The following is a 24,898-nucleotide window of genomic DNA, read 5'->3' as shown; positions in this document are numbered from 1 at the left end:
CAGGGCTGCGTTCATGGCTTGACCTCCCCACCAGTGGCAGCCTGCCCGCTTTCCTTCAGGGCCTTGGTGACCTCAGGCGGCATGTACTTCTCGTCGTGCTTGGCCAGCACCTCGTCGGCCACCACCACGCCGTCGGCGTTGAGCTTGCCGAGGGCGACGATGCCCTGCCCTTCACGGAACAGGTCGGGAAGAATGCCGCGGTAGGTGATCGGCACCGACTTGGTGTAGTCGGTGACCACGAAACGCACGTCCAGCGAGTCGGCCGAACGCTGCACCGAGCCTTTCTCGACCATGCCGCCGGCGCGAATGCGGGTGTCCAGCGGCGCCTCGCCGTTGGCGATCTGGGTCGGGGTGTAGAACAGGTTGATGTTCTGCTGCAGGGCGCTGAGGGCGAAGCCCAGCGCCACGCCGACACCGGCCAGCAGGCCGAGGATGATGAACAGGCGTTTCTTGCGCTGCGGATTCACGGTTTGCTCTCCCGGCGCAGACGGCGCGCCTCTTCTTGCAGGTAGCGACGGCGGGCCAGCAGGGGCGCGGCGACATTGAGCGCCAGCACCGCCAGGCAGATGCCGTAGGCCGACCAGACGTACAGGCCATGGTGCCCCATGGCGAGAAAATCACTGAAGGACGCGAAGCTCATTTGCCGACCTCCCGGCCCAGGCTGTTCAACACTTCATCGCGCACCCAACTGGCGCGGGCCTCGCGCTTGAGCACTTCGAGGCGCATGCGCAGCAACAGCACGGCACCGAAGAAACAATAGAAACCCAGTGCAGTGATCAGCAGCGGCGCCCACATTTCCACCGGCATCGCCGGCTTTTCGGTAAGGGTGAAGGTGGCGCCCTGGTGCAGGGTGTTCCACCACTGCACCGAGTACTTGATGATCGGGATGTTGACCACGCCGACGATCGCCAGCACCGCACAGGCTTTGGCCGAGCTTTCGCGATTGCTGATCGCCTGGCCCAGGGCGATGATGCCGAAATACAGGAACAGCAGGATCAGCATGGAGGTCAGGCGCGCGTCCCACACCCACCAGCTGCCCCAGGTCGGCTTGCCCCAGATCGCTCCGGTCACCAGCGCCACCGCGGTCATCCAGGCGCCGATGGGCGCCGCGCATTGCAGCGCGACATCGGCCAGTTTCATTTTCCACACCAACCCCACCACCCCTGCCACCGCCAGCAGCACGTAGCAAGACTGCGCCAGCATCGCCGTGGGCACGTGGATATAGATGATGCGGAAACTATTGCCCTGCTGGTAGTCCTGGGGGGCAAAGGCCAGGCCCCAGGTGATGCCGACCAGCAGCAACAGCACGGCGGAGACGGCCAGCCACGGCAGCATGCGGCCGCTGATGGCGTAGAACCATTTTGGGGAGCCCAGCTTGTGGAACCACGTCCAGCTAATTTTCATCAGGGTACATCCAGGGTATTGGCCGGGCTGCGATGCCCGGGACTCGTTATTCGCCGACGCTGATCTTCAGCCCGGCCGCTATCGCAAAGGGTGCCAGTGTCACGGCCAGGGCAGTCAGGCTGGCTAGCCAGAGCAGATGACCGGTGGCCGGCATATTCTGCAATGCCGCTTGCAACGCACCACTGCCCAGGATCAATACAGGGATATACAACGGCAGAATCAGCAGCGCCAGCAGCAGGCCGCCGCGCTTGAGACCGACCGTCAACGCCGCGCCCACCGCGCCGAGCAGACTCAACACCGGGGTGCCCAGCAGCAACGAGGCCAGCAGCACCGGCAGGCAACTGGCCGGCAGGCCAAGCATCAGCGCCAGCAGTGGCGCCAACAATACCAGCGCCAGCCCGGAAAAGATCCAGTGCGCCAGCACCTTGGCCAGTACCAGCATGGCCAGTGGATGGGGCGAGAGTACCCACTGCTCCAGCGAGCCATCCTCGAAGTCGCTGCGAAACAACCCGTCCAGCGACAACAGTACCGCCAGCAGGGCCGCGACCCAGACCAGTCCCGGCGACAAGGTTTGCAACAATTGCGTTTCGGGGCCGACCGCCAACGGGAACAACGCCACCACGATGGCGAAGAACACCAACGGGTTGGCCAACTCCGCCGGGCGGCGGAACAACAGGCGCGCCTCGCGGCGCAATAGAAGAAGAAATACGCTCATGCCGCCCATTGCCCCAGGTTCAACTCGCGATAGCCGTCAGGCTTGTGAGCGAGCATGTGATGGGTGGTCAACACCACGGTGCCACCCTGTTCGCAGTGGGCCGCCAGGTGCGCTTCCAGCTGGGCCACGCCCTGTTTGTCGAGGGCGGTGAAGGGTTCGTCGAGGATCCACAGCGGCGGGCTGTCCAGGTACAGGCGGGCCAGGGCCACTCGCCGCTGCTGGCCGGCGGACAGGGTATGGCTGGGGACATCCTCGAAGCCGCGCAGGCCGACCGCCTCCAGGGCCAGCCAGATCGCGTCACGGTCGGCGGGCTTGTGCAATGCGCACAGCCAGGCGAGGTTTTCTTCCGGGGTCAGCAGGTCCTTGATGCCTGCGGCGTGGCCGATCCACAGCAAGATGCTGGCAAGTGCGTGGCGCTGCTCGGCCAAAGGCTGGCCATTGAACAGGATCTGCCCGGCGGTGGGTTGCATCAGCCCGGCCAGCAGACGCAGCAGGCTGGTCTTGCCACTGCCATTGGGGCCGGCGATCTGCAACATGTCGCCGGGGCGCAGCTCGAAGTCCAGGTGCTCGAAGAGCAGTCGCCAGTCGCGCTCGCAGGCCAGGCCCACGGCTTGGAGGTGAAGGGTCACAGTATCGCCTTATGCAGTGTGGGGCCAGATCGCACCCCGTGTCTCAAGTCGCCTCAAGCCCTGCCGTTATACTGGCAGTGGCGGGCAGGCGGCATTATTACACGCGGCGCCGCCCTGCCAAGAGGGCGGGTTCGACAGGTTGTATACAATCATGACTGAAATCAATAGTCTCGGCGCTCAAACTGCGCTAAGCCCGCAGGTGGCCAAGGCCGCCATGACCGGCGAACTGCTGCGCCTGCTGCAGGCCCAGCCAGGCTTGTTGCCGCCCGGCGAAAGCGCCGAGGCCGAGGTGGTAAGCCTGCGCCAGGTCGGCCCGGACTTCCAGCTGCTGCTGCGCCTGACCCAGGCCAACGGCAACCAGAGCCAAGTGCTGGCCAACGCCAGCCAACCCCTGGCCCCGGGTAGCCAGATCATCGTCAGCCAGCCCGACAGCAACCGCCTGGCGGTCATGGTGCAACTGGGCAACGCCGGCACTATCGCTACCCTCACCCAGCTCGACACCCGCCAGGTCCCGGTTGGCACTCTGTTGCAGGGCAAGGTACTGACCAGCCAGACACTGCCCCCGGTGCCTGGCGAAACCACCAGCTTTCGCTCGCTGGTGAGCCTGCTCAATAGCAGCCAGGCTGGCGCCACCCTGGTCATCGACAGCCCACGTAGGCTACCACTGGGTAGCCTGCTCAGCGCCGTGGTGCAAGGCGACCAGTCACTGCGCTTCGTGCCCCTGAGCGGTCGTCAGGACCAGCTGGCGGTCACCCAGCACCTGTCGACCCAGCAGGCCCAGCAGGCCTCGCTGCCGGGGCTGCTCAACGTGCTGCAACACATCGCCAGCACCCCGGATGCCGGTGTCGAACTACGCGCCAGCGCCGAACGCCTACTCGCCAGCCTGCCAGACGCGCGGCAACTGGGGGATGCGAAAAACCTCGCCCAGGCCCTCAACGACAGCGGCACCTTCCTCGAGGCCAAGCTGCTCGGCGGCCAGGCGGCCAGCGTCGCCCCCGACCTCAAGGCGCAGTTGATCCGGCTGGTGGCCCAGGCCCTGCCCAATCAGCCTGGCCATCCGCCGCTGGCCCCTGCCCCATCCCTGGCCGGCACGCCCCTTGCCCACGCCCTGCCGGGCTTGGCCCGTAGCGCCCTGGGCATGCTCGGCCAGGTTAGCCCACGGCCCTTGCCCAGCGCTTTCCCCTTGCCCTCGCGGCTGCTGCAGAAGCTGGAAAGCGAAGGCGACCTGCAGCAACTGCTGCGCCTGGCAGCAGCGGCGATTTCCCGGCTGCAGAGCCATTCGCTGTCGAGCCTGCAGCAGAGCGGTACCCTCGACAACGGCAACCAGCAGACCACCTGGCAGAGCGAAATCCCGGTGCGTCACGGCCAGGAGTTCATTCCCCTGCAAGTGAAGCTGCAACGCGAGGAAACCCCGCAACAGCAGGCCGACCGTGAACGCGAACAGCACGACCCGCTGCAGGCCTTGTGGCGTATCGAACTGGCCTTCGACCTGTCGCCACTCGGCCCGTTGCAGGTTCAGGCACAGCTGGCCCAGGGGCGGCTGTCCGGCCAGTTGTGGGCACAACAGGAACACACCGCGCGCCTGATCGACAGCCAGTTGGGCAGCCTGCGCGAGCGCCTGCTGGCCCGCGGCCTGGACGTCGGCGACCTGGAGTGCCACCCTGGCACCCCGCCGCAAGGCCCGCGCACACGCCTGGAACAACGCTGGGTGGACGAGAACGCATGAGCAAAAAGCCACCCCGCCAGGCCATCGCCCTGAACTACGACGGCCAGCAGGCCCCGACCCTGACCGCCAAGGGCGACGACGAGCTGGCCGAGGCCATCCTCGCCCTGGCTCGCGAGCACGAGGTGCCGATCTACGAGAATGCCGAGCTGGTGCGCCTGCTGGCGCGCCTAGAGCTGGGCGAGCAGATCCCCGAAGCGCTGTACCTGACCATCGCCGAAATCATCGCGTTCGCCTGGCAGTTGCGCGGCAAGGTGCCAGTCGGTTTCAGCGACGAACCCGCCGCCGAGCGTGATATCACCCCACAACTGCCAGGCCTGCCCTACCACCCTTGATAACGGGTGGTAACCCGCTGCCGCTCGCGCGCAGGCCACATCGATCATCGTGGCGCCCCCTATCCATGCTGGGTCACCACGATGAACAGCCGTTACGTCAGCAATGCCGGTGTACGCTTTGTAAGCGACCACCTCAAGGACTTCCCTCGCCCTGATCGCGCCGCGGCCACGGCCATCCGCAACTGGGCCGCTCGCCGCGGGCAAACCCTGGACCCCGACCGTACCGATGTGGTCGTGCTGCACCATCAATGGCGCCACGGCATTGGCGAGGTTGGGGTCGTGCAACAGAAAATGACACTGACCCAGGCGGTGCTGGCCAACTGGCAAGGCGAGTCCAGCAACAACCTCCTCGGTGCCGCGCTCGGCAGGCCCTGGGCCGGGAGCTTTCCGGACAGCCAACGCATCACCCTGGTCGACCAGCTCGACCCGCCGAAGCCGCTGTCCAACGCTAGCGCCTACGGCATCTACAACGGTCTTTTCCGCCAGACCGTCCCCAGCGAGTACAGCGCCCGTACTCATGTCGCGCTCGCGGCGGAAGATTTCCAGCAGTTCATCTGGGACCTCGACTTGCACAGTACCTACAAGACCATGCTGGATACCTACTGGCGGCGCCGCGCGAGCAGTCACCGCCTGGCGGCGAAGATCGCTTTCATCACCGCCTGTAACCGCCAGGTCGCCGAAGGCAGCCTCGACGACCGGGCGCGCCGGCTCGCCTGGCGCGCGGCGGGGCTGGAGCAGGCGCCCACACCGTTGCACCTGCGCTTTCTCAACATCTATGGCTATGCCGCCACCGACCTGCTGCAGATCAGCGACCCGGCCAGCGGCCTGACTCTGCTCTACATCCCTGGCAACGCCGCGCCACTGCATGCTTTCGCCAGCCCCAGCGCGCTGCAGGACTGGGTCGCCAGCCAGTGCCGCAACCCCGGCACCCGCGCCGCTTTGCAACAGCACTTCGCCCTGGCCGATGTGCCCGACGGCCTCGACTTCAGCGGTCTGTCCACCGCGCTGGACGGGCTTGGCCTGTACCCCGCGCCCAACCACCTGTCCAGCAACCGCCCGGGGTTCACCGCCGAAGGCCTTTGGCATCCGCACACCTACGTCAACTACAAGGCCGACCAGTACAGCCCGCTGATCGCGGACGACCTGTTCCTCGCCCTGACCCGGCAACAACGCAAGCGCAGCTACGAGGATGCCGACTACCGTATCACCAGCAACGGCGAAGTGAGCAAAGCTCGCTGGCGTGGCTACCTGAGCTCGGCGATCAACCTGCTAGCTCCGCTGGCCATCGTGGTGCCGGAACTAGCACCCATATTCGCGTTGGGCGGCATCGCCCAGTTCGGCCTGGGCCTGGACCAGGCCATCAATGCTCATGGCCAGCAGGAACGCGCCGCGGGCGTGGGCAACGCCACCTTCGGCCTGCTCAATGCCCTGCCGCTGGCGCACGCCGCGCTGACCCGCGAGGTAGCGCTATACCGCGTCAAGAACGAGGGTTTCATCGCGCCCCAGGGGGTCAACGGTCGCTTGGGATACCCCCTGAGTCCAGTCTCGCCACCGCACCTGCCGGTCGACGAGATCGCGCCTTACTTTCATATCCCCGATGCCATCGCATCGATCCCGGGTGCCGATGCCGCTACCTATGCAGCCATCGACCGGGTACCCCGCTACGACGGGACGCCTGACCTGCTGGCCGCCTCCGTGGGTGGCTACAACGCAGAGATGGTCTACGACCTGGAGAGTGACAGCTTCATCTTCGAGGGCGACCTCAACGAAGTCGACCCGACCCATTACATTCCCCAGGCCGGACGCCGCGACCTGCTGCAGGTGAACCTGCGTAACCGGGTCGTCACCGATCCGATGCGCATCGCCACCCTGCGCGCACTCGGCGTGGACCTGCAACTGCCGGTGGCGATACCTGACGTGCCAACCACCGGCATGCGGCCAATTCCACGGCAGTTCCTCAGCCTCTGGGTAGGCGACAAGGTCATCGACGCGCCATTGCTGACCAACCTGGGCAACAACGCCGAACGTTTGAATGACACTACCTACAACCTGCGCCTTTATCTGTCCCAGGCCAACGCTGACGCCCACGCCGAAAACCTGCGCCTACTGGGCATGCATGCACCCGGCGTGCAAGTGCTGACCCTGGAACAACAACCCTGGTTCATCAGTTTTCGAGATGGCCCTTACCATGCCCAGTACCAAGCCGCAATTGCTGGCGGCAACTTCTCGTCAGCCTCGGATGTACTGCGTTATCCAATGCTCGATAGCGAAGGGGGCATCTACATGGACGTGGACGACAGCCTGCTGACGGTGGTTGAGTATCCGCACGTCGCCGCCGGCAAACCATTCGGCAAACCCGGCGAAGCCATCGAGCAAGTCGAGCTAAGCACCCGCGACGACGGGCTGCTGCTGTTCCCGCCGATGTCCAATGAAAAGCTCGGCATGAACTGCCAGTTCAATACCAGCGTGATCGGCAGCCACGCCAACAACCCGACATTGCGGGCGATCAGCGAGGAAATGCGCAGCCGCTACCTGGCCGAACCAGGCTTCTATGCCAGCCGCCCCAGCCTGCGCCAGGACCCGCAGGGCTTCTATCTCTATGCCGGCAAACTCAACCGCCTGACCGGCCCCGGGCTGCTCACCGACGTGGTCGACCGGCACCTGCCGACGCTGAAGCTGCTGAGACAGATCACCAATCTGTACCAGATGCCCCGCATCAACGCCGGCCTGTACGTGGACCTGGACCGTTATCGGGCGGTCTCGCGGCAATTATTGCCATTCAACCGACTAGTACGTGTGGGAGGGAATCACGCCTGGGCCAAGCCCTGAGTCACCGGCATGGCTCGCGGGAGCGAGGCGCACGAAGCCCTCCTCCCGCAGATCGGAGTGGTAAGTATGTACAACAATTCACGCCCACTCCTTCGCTACCGTGGCGGCTCATTCTTCGTATAAGTGCACCCCCATGGCCTCCACATTCGTAAACGACGCGGGCGAACAGTTCATCCGCGACCACTTGCAACACATTCCTCGCCCTGACCAGCTCGCTTCTGCTGCTATTCGTAAATGGGCTCAACAGCAAGGCCATGACCTCGACCCCGAGCAGATCGACGTGGTTACCCTGCACTACCGTGGCAACCAAGCTGTAATCGCCCAACGCGTTTCCCTCACCCAGGCGCTTCTATCCAACTGGCAAGGAGAGACCGACAAGAACTGGATTGGCCAATGGCTCCCTGGCCACTGGGCTGGCCATTTTCCAAGTGGCCCATTGGCTATTGTCGAGCACTTGCCTGAATCAGGAGCATTGGACAACAGCTCCCGTTTCGCGGTGTTCAACGGTCTGTTCCGCAGGACCACTCCCGCACGCTACGACAGCACCACACATCTGCCGCTCGATGTCGAGGCCATGCAGCGGTACATCTGGAACCTGGATTTCCATACACATTTCTCCAAGCTGCTGGACAATTACTGGAGAAATGCTCAGGAAACCCATCGGCAATCTTTGCAGATGAGTTTCATCGCCGCTTGCAACAAACAAGTCCAGGAAGGCTCATTGAGCGACGCTGGTCGCCAACTGGCCTGGCAGGCTGCAGGGCTCATGCCGCGAGATCCTGGCTTGGAGATCAGGCCCTTGAACGTCTATGGCTACACCGCAACCGACCTGATCCAGATCACCGACCCGCAACAGTCGCAGATACTGGTGTATCTGCCGGGCAATTCATCGCCCTTCCATGAGTTCGACGGCATGACCGCCCTGCAAGACTGGTTCGGCGAGCAGTGCCGCGACAGCAAAAAACGCCAACGCCTGCGTCAGTACTTCAAACTAGCCGATACACCCGACGGCCTGGACTTCAGTGGGCTGGATACCGCACTGGACGGCCTTGGCACTTACCCGCACTTTCACACTCGATCGCCCAACCGACCAGGTTTTACCGTCGATGGTCCTTGGCCCCCCAGGGACTACGTGAACTACAAGCTTCCCAAGTACAGCCCATTGCTCGTGGGTGACTTGTTCGAAGCCCTCACACTGAGTCAGCGCAAACGCAGCTATGCCGACGCCGACTTTATGATCACCAGCAAGGCGCAAGTGACCAAAGCCCGCTGGCGTGACTACCTGACGACCTCGATCAATCTGCTGGCGCCCTTGGCGCTAGTGGTTCCTGAACTCATACCGCTGCTGGCCGTCGGAGGTATCGTGCAGTTCGGCCTGGGGCTTGATCAGACAATCAACGGCAAGACGCCCGAGGACAAGGCTGGCGGCGTGAGCAACATCACCTTCGGCCTGCTAAATGCCGCACCGCTGCCCTTGCTACTGGCGACCCGCGCGCAAGTCCTGTTCCCAGGCAAAAACTGGCGATTCGTCCTGCCGACGCGAGTGAACGATCAGGTGGGCTACTCCCTGAGCCCCATGGACCCTCCCCGGTTACCGGAAGATGGCCCGGCACGCTACTTCTCTCGCCCCTCATTCCCATTGCCAACCGTGTCTGCGGGAGATAGCCCCGTAGCTCAGTGGGTAAACAGAGTCATTGATGAAGAAACTGGCGCCACGCGCTTGGAAGCAGTCCTGGACGAACGCAAGGTCGTTGTACGGTACGACAGCGAACACGACGCATTCACTCTCGAGTCGGATGCCGAAAAAAGGCAGCCGACATTCTATCAAGTCACTCATCAAAGCAACGGTCTGGTTGCGTTGGAGGGCACCAACCGCCTGGTTACAAACGAGATGCGCATGAAGACACTGCGTGCTCTCGGTATCGACTTGCAGCTGCCGATCGAAATTCCAGCGGTCACCGGCACCGAACTGAAAGTACTGCCCAAGACAATCATCAGTATCTGGGTGGGTGACAATGTGATTCCTGAAGACCTGCTGAAAACTGTCGGCACCAACGTCGAACGCTTGCGAGGCACCCAATATCGCTATCGGCTGTATCTGTCAGCGGAAAACCCACTGGCATTCGCCAGCAACGAGACAAACTTGGCGCAATACAGCGACACGCTGGAGATATTGAAGCTGGAAGACGAACAACCCTTCAAAGACTTCAAGGATACCGAGTACCACGCCCAATACAAAAAGGCCATTGAGATGAAACACTTCGCCTCGGCCTGTGACGTACTCCGTTACCCGCTACTCAATGCGGAAGGCGGAATTTACATGGATGTCGATGATACCTTGCAGATCGCCACGAACAATCTGGACACCAAGGCACTGATCGCCTCGACCATCTTGAGAACGACTCAGGAAGGGTTGGTGCTAAGCGCCCCGATGAGTAACGACCTCATGGGCATGTATCTGGAGTACGGCACCAGCATAATCGGAAGCCATGCGGACAACTACACCCTGGAAAGAATCTCCGAGGTGATGCGCGAACGCTTCCTCGACAGGCCAGATTTCTATGACAGCAGGCCGCTACAAGGGCAAGCCGGCTACGAAGAGTACGTCAAGGAGTTGAGCAGAATGACAGGACCTCGCCTGCTGAACGACGTGATTGACGATGTAGATAACGAGGAACTGTCCCGGCTGCGCATTCTGCGACAGATTGCCAAGCTGAGATCAATGCCTCAACGCAACTTCCGCTTCCTCATGGCCGAGCCGTTCGGCGACATTGATGCCGCCGAGAAAAGAGACCAGGCGCTTAGCGCCCTCGTGGACATCGGCAACGCGCATTCCTGGAGCTGACCCTGAAAAAACCGGGCGACTAAAGTCGCCCGGTTCGTCACTCGCCGCGGTGCAGCTTGCTCATCAGCTGCGCCTCGGCCTGGGTCAAGCCGCAGGTCTGGGTCAGCTCTTCGACGCTGGCGCCCATCACCACCAGCTTGGCCGCCTGGGTGAAGGTGACGCTGTTGGGGTCGCGCTGCTCGAGTTGCTGCAACTTCTCGGGCAGCGGCGCGACCACCGCGCGCAGTTCATGGATCGCCTCGCCCATGCGCACGGTGCCGTTCTGGTAATCGTCCAGGCGCTTGGCCAGGTCCTTGATGCGCTGGTCGCGCAGCGCATCGCCCTCGGCCTGCTGGGCGGCCAGCTCACGCTGGCGCTTGCTGTAGTTGAGGAAAAACCACAGGCTCAGCGCCCAGAGCAGCGCCAGGAAGATGACAGCAACCTCGAAGATCAACTCAGATGTTCTCCAGCTCGGACCACTCTTCCTCGGTCATCATCTTGTCCAGTTCGACCAGGATCAGCAGCTCGCCGTTCTTGTTGCAAACGCCCTGGATGAACTTGGCCGACTCTTCGTTGCCAACATTCGGCGCGGTCTCGATCTCCGACTGACGCAGGTACACCACTTCAGCGACGCTGTCGACTAGGATACCGACCACCTGCTTGTCCGCCTCGATGATGACGATGCGGGTGTTGTCGGTGACTTCGCTGGACATCAGGCCGAAGCGCTGGCGGGTGTCGATCACCGTCACCACGTTGCCGCGCAGGTTGATGATGCCCAGCACGTAGCTCGGCGCACCTGGCACCGGAGCGATCTCGGTGTAGCGCAACACTTCCTGTACCTGCATCACATTGATGCCGTAGGACTCGTTGTCCAGACGGAAGGTGACCCATTGCAGGATCGGATCTTCGGAACCTTGTGCAGACGACTTTTTCATTCCCCTAGCCCTCTAAACCCGCCTTTGGCGGTGTGCTCTGTGTAGCCGCGGCAGTAGCGGCGTTGATTCAGTTGTGTTTGGTGTTCATCTGCTTGACCGCGCCACTGGCGATCAGCTCGGCCAGTTCGGCCACATCGAGCAGCGCGCACATGTGTTCAATCACCGTGCCGGCCAGCCACGGGCGTTGCCCGCGCTGGCTGCGCCACTTGATCTCGTTCGGGTCCAGGCGCAGCGAACGGCTGACCTGGTGGACCGCCAAGCCCCATTCATAGCCCTGCACGGAAATCACGTACTGCAGGCCCTGACGAAAATCGTCGCGGTAGCGGTCGGGCATGACCCAACGCGCCGTGTCGAGCACCTTGAGGTTGCCCGCCTGGCAAGTGAGAATGCCGAGGAACCAGTCCGGTTGGCCGAACAACGGTGTCAGCTCCTGCCCGGCCAGGGTGTAGATCGAACCGAGGCAGACCAGGGGTACCGCCAAGGTCAGGCCAGCCACGTCGAACAGCAGGCATTCGAATGGCTCGGCGGCCCAGGCCGGACGCCCATCGACCGTCACCGGCGGGGTCGGCGCAGCAGGCGCGACCGGGGCATGCAGCTCGACCAGCGGCGCCACCAACTCGGCGGCCGGGGCTTCGGTGGGTCGCGCAATACTGGCTTCGGCCACCACGCTGGTTTCCGCCACGCTGACCACCGGCGCCTCTACAGGGGGCACCGGGGGCAGAACGGTGGGCAAGATTTTGGCTTGCGGCTCGGCGAACGGCCGTGCCAGCACTGACGAGGGAACGTCTTGACGCTGGGCGTCGCGGGCCTGCTCCTCACGGACGGCCGCCTCGAAGTCATCGCTGGGCGCCGCTTCCAGCGCAGGCGCGGTGACTGCCGGTGCTTGCTCCGGCAGGTCGAATGTCTCGGTGGCTTCCTGCAGCAATCCGTCGAGGTAGGACTGCAGGGCCATCTGGGGCTTGCTGGTGATAGGCCGGGCCTGGTTCATCACGCCACCTGCAAGGTAGAACGGTAGGTGAGCAGGTGCTTGAGCAGCGCCCGGTAGGCCACCACGCCACGGCTCTTGCCATCGAACTGCGACGGCGTGACGCCGTTGCGGCTGGCGTCGCGCAGACGTGTATCAACCGGAATGTAACCCTGCCAGACCTGCTCGCCATAAGTGTCGCGCAGCACTTTCAGCGTGCCCAGCGAGGCCTGGGTGCGGCGGTCGAACAGCGTCGGCACGATCTGATACGGCAGCGCCTGCTTGCGCGAGCGGTTGATCATGCCCAGGGTCCCGACCATGCGCTCCAGGCCCTTGACCGCAAGGAACTCGGTCTGCACCGGGATCACCAGCTGCTGGCTCGCGGCCAGGGCGTTGACCATCAGCACACCGAGCAAGGGTGGGCTGTCGATCAAGGCGAAGTCGAAATCCTGCCACAGCTGCGCCAGACTCTTGGCGATCACCAGGCCCAGGCCGCTTTGCCCCGGCGACTGGCGCTCCAGCACTGCCAACGCGGTGCTCGACGGCAACAGCGAGATGCGCTCGTCGCTGGTGGGCAGCAGCAACTGGCCGGGCAGGCCCTCGGGCACCGTGCCCTTGTGCAGGAACAGGTCATAGCAACTGTGCTCGAGCGCGTCGGGGTTATGCCCGAAGTAACTGGTCATCGAGCCGTGGGGGTCCAGGTCGACCACGACCACGCGCTTGCCCGCCTCGGCCAGCAGGCCGGCCAGAGCGATGGTGGTGGTGGTCTTGCCGACGCCACCTTTTTGATTGGCTACTGCCCAGACTCTCATAGGACAACTCTTGACTCGTTAATGTCGCCGAACCCTGTGGAAACCGGCTCCCACAGGCACACGGCGACAGAGAATTGACGAGTTATTGCCCCGCCACCGATGCAGGCGTGGCTGGTGCACTTTGTGTGCCAGCCCGGCGCAGCGCGGCATCGGGGGTGGCATTGGCGCTGCCGCTGCCGGTCAGGCTGCGACGCACCTCGAGGTTGCGCGAAATCACCAGGACCACGCGGCGGTTGCGCGCACGGCCCTCTGCACTGTCATTGCTGGCCACCGGCTGGTACTCGCCATAGCCCACCGATGCCATGCGCGCCGGGTTGACCCCTTCCATGGCCAACAGGCGGACGATGCTCGCCGCCCGCGCCGAGGATAGTTCCCAGTTGGTTGGATACTGGGCGGTGCGGATCGGCAGGTTGTCGGTGAAGCCCTCGACGTGCACCGGGTTGGCGAACGGCTTGAGGATCTTCGCCACCTTCTCGATGATCTCGAAGGCGACATCGCTGGGCATGGCATCGGCGCTGGCGAACAGCAGCGAGGAGTTAAGCTCGATCTCGACCCACAGCTCGTTGCCGCGCACGGTCATCTGGTTGGACTTGATCAGGTCGCCGAAGGCATCGCGAACATCGTCGCTGATGGTCTTGAGCGGGTCGGCGCTGCTTTGCGCCAGGCCCGCGTCGGTCTGCTCGCTGTCCTTGATCAACGGCTCGGCCGGGCGCACCGACAGCGGCCGCTCCTCGCCGATAGGGATCGGTTTCATGGTCCGATCGGGGTCGTTGAACACCCCGATCAGCGCCTGGGAGATGACCTTGTACTTACCCTCGTTGATCGAGGAGATCGAGTACATGACCACGAAGAAGGCGAACAACAGGGTGATGAAGTCGGCATACGACACCAGCCAGCGTTCGTGGTTTTCATGTTCCTCGGTATGACGACGGCGGGCCATGGCTTACTCCATGAAGCCTTGCAGCTTCAGCTCGATCGAGCGCGGGTTCTCACCTTCGGCGATCGACAGCAGGCCCTCGAGGAGCATTTCACGGTAGCGCGACTGGCGCAGGGTGATGGCCTTGAGCTTGTTGGCGATCGGCAGCAGGATCAGGTTGGCGCTGGCCACGCCATAGATGGTGGCGACGAAGGCCACGGCGATACCGTTGCCCAACTGCGACGGGTCGGCCAGGTTACCCATCACGTGGATCAGGCCCATGACTGCACCGATGATGCCGATGGTCGGCGCGTAGCCGCCCATGCTCTCGAACACCTTGGCGGCCTGGATGTCGCGGGCTTCCTGGGTAAGGAAGTCGACTTCGAGGATGCTGCGGATGGCCTCGGGTTCGGCGCCGTCGACCAGCAGTTGCAGGCCCTTGCGCGCATAAGGGTCGGGCTCGGCGTCAGCCACGCCTTCCAGGCCCAGCAGGCCTTCCTTGCGCGCGGTCAGGCTCCAGTTCACCACCCGGTCGATGCCACCGACCAGGTCGACCCGTGGCGGGAAGAAGATCCAGCGCACGATCTGCAAGGCGCGCTTGAACGACGACAGCGGCGACTGCAGCAGCGCCGCCGCCAGCGTGCCACCCAGCACGATCAGCGCGGCCGGGCCGTTGAGCAGCGCGCCGACATGGCCACCCTCGAGGAAGTTGCCGCCGACGATGGCGACAAAGGCGAGGATCAGGCCGATAAGGCTGAGGACATCCATCAGACGCACGCCTCGACCAGGTGCTTGCCGATTTCGTCCAGGCTGTACACGGCATCGGCCAGGTTGGCCTTGACGATGGCCATGGGCATGCCATAGATCACGCAACTGGCTTCATCCTGGGCCCATACGGTGCTACCGCCCTGCTTGAGCAGGCGCGCGCCTTCGCGACCGTCGGCGCCCATGCCGGTGAGTACCACCGAGAGCACCTTGTCGCCATAGGACTTGGCCGCCGAACCGAAGGTGATGTCGACGCAAGGCTTGTAGTTCAGGCGCTCATCGCCCGGCAGGATCTTCACCGTGCCGCGGCCGTCGACCATCATCTGCTTGCCGCCAGGGGCGAGCAGAGCCAGGCCTGGGCGTAGCACGTCACCGTCCTCGGCTTCCTTGACGCTGATCTTGCACAGCTTGTCGAGGCGCTCGGCAAAAGCCTTGGTGAAAGCCGCCGGCATGTGCTGGATCAGCACGATCGGCGCCGGGAAACTGGCCGGCAGTTGCGTGAGCACGCGCTGCAGGGCCACCGGGCCACCGGTGGAGGTACCGATGGCCACCAGCTTGTAAGGCTTGCGCTTGGGCGCCGGCGAGTGCGCGGCAGCCGGTGCCGTGGCTCGGGCCGGGGCGGTACGCGCCGGGGCGCTGCTGGCCAAACTGCTGGTCGGGGCATGGCTGCTGGCCGGGGCTGGCGCGGCGGCCGGGGCGGCATAGGCGCTGAAACGACGGTTGCTGCGCGAGATGGTATGGACCTTTTCGCACAGCATCTGCTTGACCTTCTCGGGGTTGCGCGAGATGTCCTCGAAGTTCTTCGGCAGGTAGTCGACCGCACCGGCGTCCAGCGCATCGAGGGTAACCCGGGCGCCTTCATGGGTGAGCGAGGAGAACATCAGCACCGGTGTCGGGCAGCGCTGCATGATGTGCCGCACCGCGGTGATGCCGTCCATCATGGGCATTTCGTAGTCCATGGTGATGACATCAGGCTTGAGCGCCTGCGCCTGGTCGATCGCTTCCTTGCCGTTGGTCGCGGTGCCCACGACCTGGATCGTCGGGTCCGCCGAGAGAATTTCCGAGACACGGCGGCGGAAGAAACCAGAATCATCCACCACCAGGACCTTGACTGCCATAAACACTCCATTAGGCGGCGCACCCGCCAGGGCGCGCCGCCGAAATCAAATACGCCGGGCGGCGTAACGCTTGAGCATGCTCGGTACGTCGAGGATCAGCGCAATGCGCCCGTCACCGGTGATGGTGGCGCCGGACATGCCCGGGGTCCCCTGCAGCATCTTGCCCAGCGGCTTGATCACCACCTCTTCCTGGCCAACCAGCTGGTCGACCACGAAGCCAATGCGCTGGGTACCGACCGACAGGATCACCACATGGCCTTCGTGCTGTTCCTCGTGCTCGTGGTCCTGGACCAGCCAGCGCTTGAGGTAGAACAGCGGCAGCGCCTTGTCGCGCACGATCACCACTTCCTGGCCATCGACCACGTTGGTGCGCGACAGGTCGAGGTGGAAGATCTCGTTGACGTTGACCAGCGGGAAGGCGAACGCCTGGTTGGCCAGCATCACCATCAACGTCGGCATGATCGCCAGGGTCAGCGGCACCTTGATGACGATCTTCGAGCCCTGGCCCTTGGCCGAGAAGATGTTGATCGAGCCGTTGAGCTGGGAAATCTTGGTCTTCACCACGTCCATGCCGACGCCACGACCGGACACATCGGAGATCTCGGTCTTGGTCGAGAAGCCCGGGGCGAAGATCAGGTTGTAGCAGTCCGACTCGCTCAGGCGATCGGCCGCGTCCTTGTCCATCAGGCCCTTTTCCACGGCCTTGGCCCGCAGCACGCTGGGGTCCATGCCCTTGCCGTCGTCGGAGATCGACAGCAGGATGTGGTCGCCCTCCTGCTCGGCGGACAGCACCACGCGGCCGGTGCGTGCCTTGCCGGAGGCCTCGCGCTCATCGGGCATCTCGACCCCATGGTCGACGGCGTTGCGCACCAAGTGCACCAACGGGTCGGCCAGGGCCTCGACCAGGTTCTTGTCGAGGTCGGTCTCTTCACCGACCAGCTCCAGGTTGATCTCTTTCTTCAACTGGCGGGCCAGGTCGCGGACCAGTCGCGGGAAGCGGCCGAAGACTTTCTTGATCGGCTGCATGCGAGTCTTCATGACCGCGGTCTGCAGATCGGCGGTGACCACGTCGAGGTTGGACACGGCCTTGGACATGGCCTCGTCGCCGCTGTTCAGGCCCAGGCGCACCAGGCGGTTACGCACCAGCACCAGTTCGCCGACCATGTTCATGATTTCGTCCAGGCGCGCGGTGTCGACGCGCACGGTGGTTTCCGCTTCGCTGGCGCCGTGCTTTTCGGCGGCAGCGGCTGGCGCACGGGCTGGCGCGGCAGGTTTGCCAGCCGGTGCTGCAGCGGCGGCAGGCGCTGGCGCTGGCTTGGCGACCGGCTTGACCTCGGCCTTGGGCGCCGCCGGCGCGGCAGCCACGGCAGCGGCGGGTGCCTCGGCAGCGACGGCATCGCCGGAGAACTTGCCCTTGCCGTGCAACTGGTCCAGCAGCGCTTCGAATTCGTGTTCGCTGATATTTTCGTCGCCCGCGGCAACCGGCGCGGCGCTGTCCGCCGCCGGGGCCGCCGCCACGGCAGTCGGCAGGGCGTCGACAGCAAAGGTGCCCTTGCCGTGCAACTGGTCGAGCAACGATTCGAACTCATCGTCGGTGATTTCGTCGCTGGTCGGCGCCGCGGCCGTAGGCTCGCTGACGGCTGCTTCAGCCGAGAACTGGCCCTTGCCATGCAACTGGTCGAGCAGCGACTCGAACTCGGCGTCGGTGATTTCGTCACCCTGGCCAGTGACCTGCTCGCCTTGCATCTGCTCGTGAACGGCTGCTTCGGCCTTGACCGCATCCAGCGAATCGAGCAGTTGCTCGAACTCGGTGTCGGTGATGTCGGGCTCGGTGGCCGCTACCTCGGCGACCGGCTCGGCCTCGACCACTGGGGCCGGCGCTTCGGCGCCACCCGGCTCGGCCAAGCGCGACAGCGCCGCCAGCAGCTCCGGGGTGGCCGGGGTCACTTCGCTGCGCTCGCGCACCTGGCCGAACATGCTGTTGACCGTGTCGAGTGCCTCGAGCACCACGTCCATCAGCTCGGCGTCGACCCGACGCTCACCTTTGCGCAGGATGTCGAACACGTTCTCGGCGATATGGCAGCACTCCACCAGCTCGTTGAGCTGGAGGAAGCCGGCGCCCCCTTTTACAGTGTGGAAACCGCGGAAAATCGCATTGAGCAGGTCCGCGTCATCGGGCCGGCTTTCCAGCTCGACCAGTTGCTCGGACAGTTGCTCGAGGATTTCGCCGGCTTCTACCAGGAAATCCTGGAGGATTTCTTCATCGGCGCCGAAGCTCATTAAACGTGCTCCTTAAAAACCCAGGCTGGACAGCAGATCATCGACATCGTCCTGACCGGACACGACGTCTTCACGCTTATCGGCATGAATCTGCGGACCTTCACCCCGAGTCGGATGTTTTTCTTGATCTTTTTCAGCACGCAGCTGCTGGTGGTCATGTTCGATGCCGGCAAAGCGGTCGACCTGACTGGCCATCAGCACGAGCTTGAGCAGATTGCTTTCTACTTCGGTGACCAGCGCGGTCACCCGCTTGATCACCTGGCCGGTCAGGTCCTGATAGTCCTGAGCCAGCAGAATGTCGTTGAGGTGGCCCGAGACCTTGCGGTTGCCTTCGGCACTGTGCGTCAGGAAACTGTCGACGCGCTTGACCAGCTCGCGGAATTCCGGCGCCGCCACTTCGCGGCGCATGAAGCGCTGCCAGTCGGCGGACAGGTCCTGGGCCTGGCTTGCCAGTGCATTGAGCACCGGGGTGCTCTCCTCCACCAGGTCCATGGTGCGGTTGGCGGCACCTTCGGTGAGACGCACCACGTAGGAGAGGCGCTCGGTGGCATCGGTGATCTGCGAGACTTCCTCGGCCTGCGGCATCGCCGGGTCGATCTGGAAGCTGACGATCGCGCTGTGCAGCTCGCGAGTGAGCTTGCCCACTTCCTGGTACAGACCGCGGTCGCGGGTCTGGTTCAGTTGGTGGATCAGTTGCACGGCCTCGCCGAACCGGCCGCGCTCAAGGCTCTCGACCAGCTCCTGGGCATGCTTCTTCAGGGTTGATTCGAACTCACCCAGCGAGTTGTTGATTGACTCCATGGCGCCCCCTGACGTGACTCAGCCGTTGACGCGTTCGAAGATCTTCTCGATCTTTTCTTTGAGCACCTGGGCGGTGAAAGGCTTGACCACATAGCCATTGACGCCGGCCTGGGCCGCCTCGATGATCTGGTCGCGCTTGGCCTCGGCAGTCACCATCAGCACGGGCATGCCCTTGAGACGATCGTGGGCACGCACCTTGCGCAGCAGGTCGATACCGGACATGCCAGGCATGTTCCAGTCGGTCACCAGGAAGTCGTAATGCCCGGCTTCGAGCATCGGCAGTGCCGTGGTGCCGTCGTCGGCCTCTTCGGTATTGGTGAAGCCCAGATCACGCAACAGGTTCTTGATGATCCGCCGCATCGTCGAAAAATCGTCAACGATGAGGATTTTCATGTCTTTGTTCAATTAGACCTCCAAGCAGTCTTAAACGCGCTCGGCGCCGAGCGCGCAGTCAATCAATTCGGCACCACAAAATACGACTGCATCAAACCTTGGCTCAACGCGCCCGCCATTCACCCAGACGGCTGCGCAGACGTGCCGCGCATTGGCTGTGCAACTGGCTGACACGCGACTCGCTGACCCCCAGCACCTCACCGATTTCCTTGAGGTTCAGTTCTTCGTCGTAGTACAGCGCCAGGACCAGGCGCTCGCGCTCCGGCAGGTTGGCGATGGCATCGGCCAGGGCGGCCTGGAAGCGCTCGTCCTCCAGGTCCCGCGATGGCTCCAGCTGGCCGCTGGCTCCGTCCTCATGCAGCCCTTCGTGTTCGCCGTCCTGTAGCAGGTCGTCGAAACTGAACAGGCGGCTGCCCAAGGTGTCGTTCAGAATCCCGTAGTAATCATCGAGACTCAATTGGAGTTCGGCAGCAACCTCGTGATCTTTAGCGTCGCGACCGGTCTTTGCTTCAACACAGCGAATCGCATCGCTGACCATGCGCGTGTTGCGGTGCACCGAACGCGGCGCCCAATCGCCCTTGCGCACCTCGTCGAGCATGGCGCCACGGATACGAATACCGGCGTAGGTCTCGAAACTGGCACCCTTGCTGGCGTCGTACTTGTTGGCCACTTCCAGCAGGCCGATCATGCCAGCCTGGATCAGGTCCTCGACCTGGACATTGGCCGGCAGCCGCGCCAGCAGGTGGTAGGCGATGCGCTTGACCAGCGGCGCGTAGCGTTCAACCAGCTCGTACTGGGCGTCCTTCGCCGCCTTGCTGTACATCTTGAAACCGCTCGCGTTCATAGCACGGGCCCTGCGCTGGTGGGTTGCACCAGGCGCTCGACGAAGAACTCCAGGTGGCCCCGCGGGTTGGCAGGCAGCGGCCAGCTGTCGACCTTCTGCGCAATGGCCTTGAAGGCCAGCGCGCACTTGGACCGAGGGAAGGCCTCATAGACTGCTCGCTGCTTCTGCACCGCCTTGCGCACGCATTCGTCGTAAGGCACGGCGCCGACGTATTGTAGGGCGACGTCGAGGAAGCGATCCGTGACCTTGGTCAACTTGGCGAAAAGGTTGCGGCCTTCCTGCGGGCTCTGGGCCATGTTGGCCAGCACGCGGAAGCGGTTCATGCCGTAATCGCGGTTGAGCAGCTTGATCAGGGCGTAGGCGTCGGTTATCGAGGTGGGTTCGTCGCACACCACCAGCAGCACTTCCTGGGCGGCGCGAACGAAGCTGACCACAGAGTCACCGATCCCTGCGGCGGTGTCGATCACCAGCACGTCGAGGTTGTCGCCGATCTCGCTGAAAGCCTGGATCAGCCCGGCATGCTGCGCCGGCGCCAGGTGCACCATGCTTTGCGTGCCGGAGGCCGCCGGCACGATGCGCACACCACCCGGCCCCTGCAACAGCACGTCGCGCAGCTCGCAGCGGCCCTCGATGACATCGGCAAGGGTGCGCTTGGGCGTGAGCCCCAGCAGCACGTCCACATTGGCCAGGCCCAGGTCGGCGTCCAGCAACATGACCCTACGGCCGAGCTCGGCCAGCGCTAGGGACAGGTTCACTGAAACGTTAGTCTTGCCGACGCCACCTTTGCCACCGGTCACGGCGATCACCTGTACGGGATGCATGCTACCCATGTCTGTTCTTTACCTTGTCTCGCTTGGACCCAGGCCACATGAGGGGCTGAACAGTCAAGGCCACGGTCCGGCCGGACAACCCCATGATGTAGGTACTTTGCACAGTATTCACCCTCAACCCGCGCGCTTGCCAGGGTTGTGGTACAGATCAGCGAACATGTCGGCCATGGCCTCGTCGCTGGGCTCGTCCTGCAGCTGCACGCTGACCGCGCGGCTCACCAACTGGTGCTTGCGCGGTAATTGCAGGTCGTCGGGAATGCGTGGGCCATCGGTCAGATAGGCCACCGGCAGTTCGTGACGAATGGCCAGGCTCAGCACTTCGCCGAGGCAGGCCGTTTCGTCCAGTTTGGTCAGGATGCACCCGGCCAGGCCGCAGCGCTTGTAGCTGTGGTAGGCGGCGGTGAGCACCTGTTTCTGGCTGGTGGTTGCCAGCACCAGGTAATTCTTGGCGGCGATACCGCGCCCGGCCAGGGTTTCCAGCTGCATGCGCAGGGCCGGGTCGCTGGCCTGCAGGCCGGCGGTGTCGATCAGCACCACGCGCTTGCGCAGCAATGGTTCCAGGGCCTGGGCCAACGACTCGCCCGGGTCGACGTAGGTGACCGGCACGTTGAGGATCCGCCCCAGGGTCTTGAGCTGTTCCTGGGCGCCGATGCGGAAGCTGTCCATGCTCACCAGCGCCAGGTTGTTCGCGCCGTACTTGAGCACATAGCGCGCGGCCAGCTTGGCCAGGGTGGTGGTCTTGCCCATGCCGGCCGGGCCGACCATGGCGATCACCCCGCCTTCTTCGATGGGTTCGATCTCGGGCACGTCGATCATCCGCGCCAGGTGCGCCAGGACCATGCGCCAGGCTTGGCGCGGTTCTTCGATTTCGGCGGTGAGCTCGAGCAGCTCGCGAGCCAGGCCACCAGACAGGCCCAGGCGCTGCAGGCGGCGCCAGAGATTGGCCTGCTGCGGCTTGCTGCCCTGCAGTTGGCTCCAGGCCAGCGAACCGAGCTGGACTTCGAGCAGCTCGCGCAGGCCATTGAGTTCGAAGCGCATGGCATCGAAAAGGCGTGGGTCGACCGCTGCGGCGGCCGGAGCGGCTACTGGCGCGGGCTCATCGACCTGCGGCTCGATCAGCGGCTCGGACGCGGTCAGCGACTGGCCGGCAAACAATTGGCGGTTACCGCCCTCGCCCGCCTCGCCACGGCCGCTCAGTTCGGCCTGAGCGGTAACGATGCGCGACTGGGTCTTGCGCAGCTCGTCCTCCAGCTCGACGTTGGGTACGCGCGGGGCCAGGGCGGACAGTTTGTAGTCCAGCGCAGCCGTCAGTTCGACACCGCCAGCGATGCGCCGGTTGCCGATGATGGCGGCGTCGGAGCCGAGCTCATCACGGACCAGCTTCATGGCCTGACGCATATCGGCGGCGAAAAAACGCTTAACTTGCATAACCCACTACCTCAGCCATTGGGGCCCACGGTGGCAACGATGGTGACTTGCTTGTTGTCAGGTATTTCCTGATACGCCAAAACATGCAAATTCGGTACAGCCAGGCGACCGAAGCGCGACAGCATGGCGCGGATCGGGCCGGCAACCAGGAGGATGGCCGGCTGGCCCTGCACTTCCTGGCGCTGGGCGGCTTCGATCAACGAACGCTGAAGCTTTTCGGCCATGCTTGGTTCAAGAAGAACACCGTCTTCCTGACCTTGCCCGGCCCTTTGCAAACTATTGAGCAAAATCTGTTCCAACCTTGGTTCCAAGGTGATTACAGGCAGCTCGGACTCAACGCCGACAATGCTTTGCACGATGGCGCGACACAATCCGACACGTACCGCCGCCACGAGCGCGGCGGTATCTTGACTCTTGTTTGCATTGTTGGCGATGGCTTCGGCAATACTGCGGATGTCGCGCACCGGCACCTGCTCGGCAAGCAACGCCTGCAACACCTTGAGCAGGCCCGACAATGAAATGACACCCGGCACCACTTCCTCGGCCAGTTTCGGCGAGACCTTGGCCAGCACCTGCAGCAATTGCTGCACTTCCTCATGCCCGATCAGTTCATGGCAGTGCTTCTGCAGGATCTGGTTGAGGTGAGTGGCGACCACGGTACTGGCGTCCACCACGGTGTAGCCCAATGACTGCGCCTGGGCACGCTGGCCAACGTCGATCCACACCGCCTCCAGGCCGAATGCCGGGTCGTGCGCGGCGATGCCGTTGAGGGTGCCGAACACCTGGCCGGGGTTGATCGCCAGTTCCCGGTCCGGGTAGATCTCGGCCTCGGCCAGGATCACCCCCATCAGGGTCAGGCGGTAGGCGCTGGGGGCCAGGTCGAGGTTGTCGCGAATATGCACGGTGGGCATGAGGAAGCCCAGGTCCTGGGAAAGCTTCTTGCGCACGCCCTTGATGCGCGCCAGCAACTGGCCACCCTGGTTGCGGTCGACCAGCGGGATCAGGCGGTAGCCGACCTCCAGGCCGATCATGTCGATGGGGGTGACGTCGTCCCAGCCCAGCTCCTTGGTTTCCATGGCACGCTGCGGCGAGGGCAGCAGGTCCTGCTGGCGCTGGGCTTCCTCCAGCGCAACCACCTTGGCCTTCTGCTGCTTCTTCCAGACCAGGTAAGCGCCACCACCGGCCAACGCTCCGAGACTGAGGAAGGCAACGTGCGGCATGCCTGGCACCAGGCCCATGACGATCATCAGCGCCCCGGAAACCGCCAGGGCCTTGGGCGAATCGAACATCTGCCGGTTGATCAGCTTGCCCATGTCCTCGGAGCCCGAGGCGCGGGTGACCATGATCGCGGCGGCGGTGGACAGCAGCAGCGACGGCAACTGCGCCACCAAACCGTCACCGATGGTCAGCAGGGCGTAGACCTTGCCGGCGTCGCCGAAGGTCATGCCGTGCTGCAGCATGCCGATAAGCATGCCGCCGATCAGGTTGATGAACAGGATCAGCAGGCCGGCGATGGCGTCACCGCGAACGAACTTGCTGGCACCGTCCATCGAGCCGTAGAACTCGGCCTCCTGAGCGACTTCGGCGCGGCGCGCCTTGGCCTGCACCTGGTCGATCAGGCCGGCGTTGAGGTCGGCGTCGATGGCCATCTGCTTGCCGGGCATGGCGTCGAGGGTGAAGCGCGCGCTGACCTCGGAGATGCGCCCGGCGCCCTTGGTCACCACCACGAAGTTGATGATCATGAGGATGGCGAACACCACCGCACCGACGACGTAGTTGCCGCCGATCACCACTTCACCGAAGGCCTGGATCACCTTGCCCGCGGCGCCGTGGCCCTCTTGGCCATGGAGCATGACCACGCGGGTAGAGGCGACGTTGAGGGCCAGGCGCAACAGGGTCGCCACCAGCAGGATGGTGGGGAACGCGGCGAAGTCCAGCGGCCGCAGGGCGTAGACGCAGACCAGCAGGACCACGATCGACAGGGCGATGTTGAAGGTGAAGAATACGTCGAGCAGGAAGGGTGGTATCGGCAACATCATCATTGCCAACATCACCAGCAGCAGCAGCGGCACGCCCAGGTTGCCCCGGCCGAGACCGGCCAGGTTGTTGCGGGCGTTGCTGATTAACTGAGTGCGATCCACCGCGAGTCCTCTTCAAGCAAAACTTTGACGCCTAGGTGGCGCTTGGCGCTGGCTTTGCAAGAAGCTTTCCAACTTTTGGGGATGGGGGGGTTCTTGGGGGGTTCGGGTTCGGGTTTTATAGTGTGGGTTTTGTATCTTTTATGCGCATTCGTAGATGATGTCGACATTTAGTCACCTTTTCGCCCTTACGGCGACCTACTTTTGCACGCGGG

General features: G+C 63.7%; 23 protein-coding genes. 4 read left to right on the top strand and 19 right to left on the bottom strand.

Going from position 1 to position 24,898, the window contains the following annotated elements; genetic code table 11:
• Positions 1-11: 11 nt before the first annotated feature.
• From ccmE to ccmA, 5 genes are read right to left on the bottom strand one after another with little or no spacing between them, the layout of a single operon-like run.
• The gene (gene ccmE, locus ACODS5_RS22865) at positions 12-467 is read right to left on the bottom strand and encodes a cytochrome c maturation protein CcmE (RefSeq protein ID WP_134693827.1); all 456 of its coding nucleotides are present in this window, start codon (positions 465-467) and stop codon (positions 12-14) included.
• Positions 464-640: a heme exporter protein CcmD gene (ccmD, locus tag ACODS5_RS22860; RefSeq protein ID WP_011534872.1), complete on the bottom strand. Its 177-nt coding sequence runs from the start codon at positions 638-640 to the stop codon at positions 464-466. The genes ccmE and ccmD overlap by 4 nt, the downstream gene beginning before the upstream one ends.
• Positions 637-1,404: a heme ABC transporter permease gene (locus ACODS5_RS22855; protein ID WP_489109721.1), complete on the bottom strand. Its 768-nt coding sequence runs from the start codon at positions 1,402-1,404 to the stop codon at positions 637-639. The genes ccmD and ACODS5_RS22855 overlap by 4 nt, the downstream gene beginning before the upstream one ends.
• Positions 1,405-1,450: 46 nt before the next feature.
• The gene (gene ccmB / locus ACODS5_RS22850) at positions 1,451-2,119 is read right to left on the bottom strand and encodes a heme exporter protein CcmB (protein WP_134693825.1); all 669 of its coding nucleotides are present in this window, start codon (positions 2,117-2,119) and stop codon (positions 1,451-1,453) included.
• Complete coding sequence (gene ccmA, locus ACODS5_RS22845) at positions 2,116-2,748, bottom strand: cytochrome c biogenesis heme-transporting ATPase CcmA (protein WP_134693824.1); 633 nt, start codon at positions 2,746-2,748, stop codon at positions 2,116-2,118. Before ccmA ends, ccmB begins: the two co-directional genes overlap by 4 nt.
• Positions 2,749-2,899: 151 nt before the next feature.
• Here ccmA and fliK point away from each other — a divergent pair, with 151 nt between their 5' ends.
• From fliK to ACODS5_RS22825, 4 genes are all read left to right on the top strand, one after another.
• Complete coding sequence (fliK, locus tag ACODS5_RS22840) at positions 2,900-4,474, top strand: flagellar hook-length control protein FliK (RefSeq protein WP_489109720.1); 1,575 nt, start codon at positions 2,900-2,902, stop codon at positions 4,472-4,474.
• Positions 4,471-4,806, top strand: coding sequence for an EscU/YscU/HrcU family type III secretion system export apparatus switch protein (locus ACODS5_RS22835; RefSeq protein ID WP_134693822.1), 336 nt, complete (start codon positions 4,471-4,473; stop codon positions 4,804-4,806). The genes fliK and ACODS5_RS22835 overlap by 4 nt, the downstream gene beginning before the upstream one ends.
• A gap of 81 nt (positions 4,807-4,887) precedes the next feature.
• Positions 4,888-7,635 carry a dermonecrotic toxin domain-containing protein gene (locus tag ACODS5_RS22830; protein ID WP_489109719.1) on the top strand — a complete coding sequence of 916 codons (2,748 nt, stop codon included), beginning with the start codon at positions 4,888-4,890 and terminating at the stop codon, positions 7,633-7,635.
• Positions 7,636-7,768: 133 nt separating this feature from the next.
• Complete coding sequence (locus ACODS5_RS22825; protein WP_489109718.1) at positions 7,769-10,480, top strand: dermonecrotic toxin domain-containing protein; 2,712 nt, start codon at positions 7,769-7,771, stop codon at positions 10,478-10,480.
• Positions 10,481-10,517: 37 nt separating this feature from the next.
• On the opposite strand, the gene ACODS5_RS22820 is transcribed toward ACODS5_RS22825, so the two are convergent.
• The 14 genes from ACODS5_RS22820 to flhA form a co-directional block, all read right to left on the bottom strand.
• On the bottom strand, positions 10,518-10,913 hold the full coding sequence (locus ACODS5_RS22820) for a DUF2802 domain-containing protein (protein WP_134693819.1): 396 nt from the start codon (positions 10,911-10,913) through the stop codon (positions 10,518-10,520).
• A gap of 1 nt (position 10,914) precedes the next feature.
• Positions 10,915-11,394, bottom strand: a complete 480-nt coding sequence (locus tag ACODS5_RS22815; protein ID WP_023630607.1) for a chemotaxis protein CheW — start codon at positions 11,392-11,394, stop codon at positions 10,915-10,917.
• Positions 11,395-11,461: 67 nt separating this feature from the next.
• Positions 11,462-12,382, bottom strand: coding sequence for a CheW domain-containing protein (locus ACODS5_RS22810; RefSeq protein ID WP_489109717.1), 921 nt, complete (start codon positions 12,380-12,382; stop codon positions 11,462-11,464).
• Complete coding sequence (locus tag ACODS5_RS22805; RefSeq protein WP_134693817.1) at positions 12,382-13,170, bottom strand: ParA family protein; 789 nt, start codon at positions 13,168-13,170, stop codon at positions 12,382-12,384. Before ACODS5_RS22805 ends, ACODS5_RS22810 begins: the two co-directional genes overlap by 1 nt.
• A gap of 82 nt (positions 13,171-13,252) precedes the next feature.
• Positions 13,253-14,110, bottom strand: coding sequence for a flagellar motor protein MotD (motD, locus tag ACODS5_RS22800; protein WP_134693816.1), 858 nt, complete (start codon positions 14,108-14,110; stop codon positions 13,253-13,255).
• A gap of 3 nt (positions 14,111-14,113) precedes the next feature.
• A complete protein-coding gene (locus ACODS5_RS22795; protein ID WP_134693815.1) occupies positions 14,114-14,854 on the bottom strand; it encodes a flagellar motor protein in 741 nt (246 codons plus the stop codon).
• The gene (locus ACODS5_RS22790; protein WP_134693814.1) at positions 14,854-15,969 is read right to left on the bottom strand and encodes a protein-glutamate methylesterase/protein-glutamine glutaminase; all 1,116 of its coding nucleotides are present in this window, start codon (positions 15,967-15,969) and stop codon (positions 14,854-14,856) included. Before ACODS5_RS22790 ends, ACODS5_RS22795 begins: the two co-directional genes overlap by 1 nt.
• Before the next feature lie 45 nt (positions 15,970-16,014).
• Positions 16,015-18,249, bottom strand: a complete 2,235-nt coding sequence (locus ACODS5_RS22785) for a chemotaxis protein CheA (protein ID WP_489109716.1) — start codon at positions 18,247-18,249, stop codon at positions 16,015-16,017.
• A 12-nt stretch (positions 18,250-18,261) separates the two neighbouring features.
• Entirely contained in the window at positions 18,262-19,050 is a 789-nt protein-coding gene (locus ACODS5_RS22780) for a protein phosphatase CheZ (RefSeq protein ID WP_489109715.1), read from the bottom strand.
• Between the two features lie 18 nt (positions 19,051-19,068).
• The gene (locus ACODS5_RS22775; protein ID WP_134693811.1) at positions 19,069-19,443 is read right to left on the bottom strand and encodes a chemotaxis response regulator CheY; all 375 of its coding nucleotides are present in this window, start codon (positions 19,441-19,443) and stop codon (positions 19,069-19,071) included.
• Between the two features lie 103 nt (positions 19,444-19,546).
• A complete protein-coding gene (gene fliA, locus ACODS5_RS22770; protein WP_134693810.1) occupies positions 19,547-20,287 on the bottom strand; it encodes an RNA polymerase sigma factor FliA in 741 nt (246 codons plus the stop codon).
• On the bottom strand, positions 20,284-21,117 hold the full coding sequence (fleN, locus tag ACODS5_RS22765) for a flagellar synthesis regulator FleN (RefSeq protein ID WP_016393812.1): 834 nt from the start codon (positions 21,115-21,117) through the stop codon (positions 20,284-20,286). Before fleN ends, fliA begins: the two co-directional genes overlap by 4 nt.
• A gap of 114 nt (positions 21,118-21,231) precedes the next feature.
• Positions 21,232-22,545 (bottom strand): flagellar biosynthesis GTPase FlhF, encoded by a 1,314-nt coding sequence (flhF, locus tag ACODS5_RS22760; RefSeq protein WP_134693809.1) that lies wholly within the window; start codon positions 22,543-22,545, stop codon positions 21,232-21,234.
• An 11-nt stretch (positions 22,546-22,556) separates the two neighbouring features.
• Complete coding sequence (gene flhA, locus ACODS5_RS22755) at positions 22,557-24,686, bottom strand: flagellar biosynthesis protein FlhA (RefSeq protein WP_134693808.1); 2,130 nt, start codon at positions 24,684-24,686, stop codon at positions 22,557-22,559.
• Positions 24,687-24,898 lie beyond the last annotated feature (212 nt).

Source organism: Pseudomonas sp. FG47, assembly GCF_057809115.1.
Note: the sequence above shows the minus strand (reverse complement) of the source record. Positions and strands in the feature narration are given on the sequence as shown.

What these genes read in the sequence shown, in the direction of transcription:
- flhF (WP_134693809.1), bottom strand. Translation starts at nt 22,545, where the DNA reads ATGCAAGTTAAGCGTTTTTTCGCCGCCGATATGCGTCAGGCCATGAAG.
- ACODS5_RS22815 (WP_023630607.1), bottom strand. Translation starts at nt 11,394, where the DNA reads ATGAAAAAGTCGTCTGCACAAGGTTCCGAAGATCCGATCCTGCAATGG.
- ACODS5_RS22780 (WP_489109715.1), bottom strand. Translation starts at nt 19,050, where the DNA reads ATGGAGTCAATCAACAACTCGCTGGGTGAGTTCGAATCAACCCTGAAG.
- ACODS5_RS22795 (WP_134693815.1), bottom strand. Translation starts at nt 14,854, where the DNA reads ATGGATGTCCTCAGCCTTATCGGCCTGATCCTCGCCTTTGTCGCCATC.
- ACODS5_RS22790 (WP_134693814.1), bottom strand. Translation starts at nt 15,969, where the DNA reads ATGGCAGTCAAGGTCCTGGTGGTGGATGATTCTGGTTTCTTCCGCCGC.
- ACODS5_RS22830 (WP_489109719.1), top strand. Translation starts at nt 4,888, where the DNA reads ATGAACAGCCGTTACGTCAGCAATGCCGGTGTACGCTTTGTAAGCGAC.
- ACODS5_RS22775 (WP_134693811.1), bottom strand. Translation starts at nt 19,443, where the DNA reads ATGAAAATCCTCATCGTTGACGATTTTTCGACGATGCGGCGGATCATC.
- fliK (WP_489109720.1), top strand. Translation starts at nt 2,900, where the DNA reads ATGACTGAAATCAATAGTCTCGGCGCTCAAACTGCGCTAAGCCCGCAG.
- ccmD (WP_011534872.1), bottom strand. Translation starts at nt 640, where the DNA reads ATGAGCTTCGCGTCCTTCAGTGATTTTCTCGCCATGGGGCACCATGGC.
- motD (WP_134693816.1), bottom strand. Translation starts at nt 14,110, where the DNA reads ATGGCCCGCCGTCGTCATACCGAGGAACATGAAAACCACGAACGCTGG.
- ACODS5_RS22805 (WP_134693817.1), bottom strand. Translation starts at nt 13,170, where the DNA reads ATGAGAGTCTGGGCAGTAGCCAATCAAAAAGGTGGCGTCGGCAAGACC.
- ccmB (WP_134693825.1), bottom strand. Translation starts at nt 2,119, where the DNA reads ATGAGCGTATTTCTTCTTCTATTGCGCCGCGAGGCGCGCCTGTTGTTC.
- ACODS5_RS22785 (WP_489109716.1), bottom strand. Translation starts at nt 18,249, where the DNA reads ATGAGCTTCGGCGCCGATGAAGAAATCCTCCAGGATTTCCTGGTAGAA.
- ACODS5_RS22835 (WP_134693822.1), top strand. Translation starts at nt 4,471, where the DNA reads ATGAGCAAAAAGCCACCCCGCCAGGCCATCGCCCTGAACTACGACGGC.
- ACODS5_RS22855 (WP_489109721.1), bottom strand. Translation starts at nt 1,404, where the DNA reads ATGAAAATTAGCTGGACGTGGTTCCACAAGCTGGGCTCCCCAAAATGG.
- fliA (WP_134693810.1), bottom strand. Translation starts at nt 20,287, where the DNA reads ATGAACGCGAGCGGTTTCAAGATGTACAGCAAGGCGGCGAAGGACGCC.
- ACODS5_RS22825 (WP_489109718.1), top strand. Translation starts at nt 7,769, where the DNA reads ATGGCCTCCACATTCGTAAACGACGCGGGCGAACAGTTCATCCGCGAC.
- fleN (WP_016393812.1), bottom strand. Translation starts at nt 21,117, where the DNA reads ATGGGTAGCATGCATCCCGTACAGGTGATCGCCGTGACCGGTGGCAAA.
- ACODS5_RS22810 (WP_489109717.1), bottom strand. Translation starts at nt 12,382, where the DNA reads ATGAACCAGGCCCGGCCTATCACCAGCAAGCCCCAGATGGCCCTGCAG.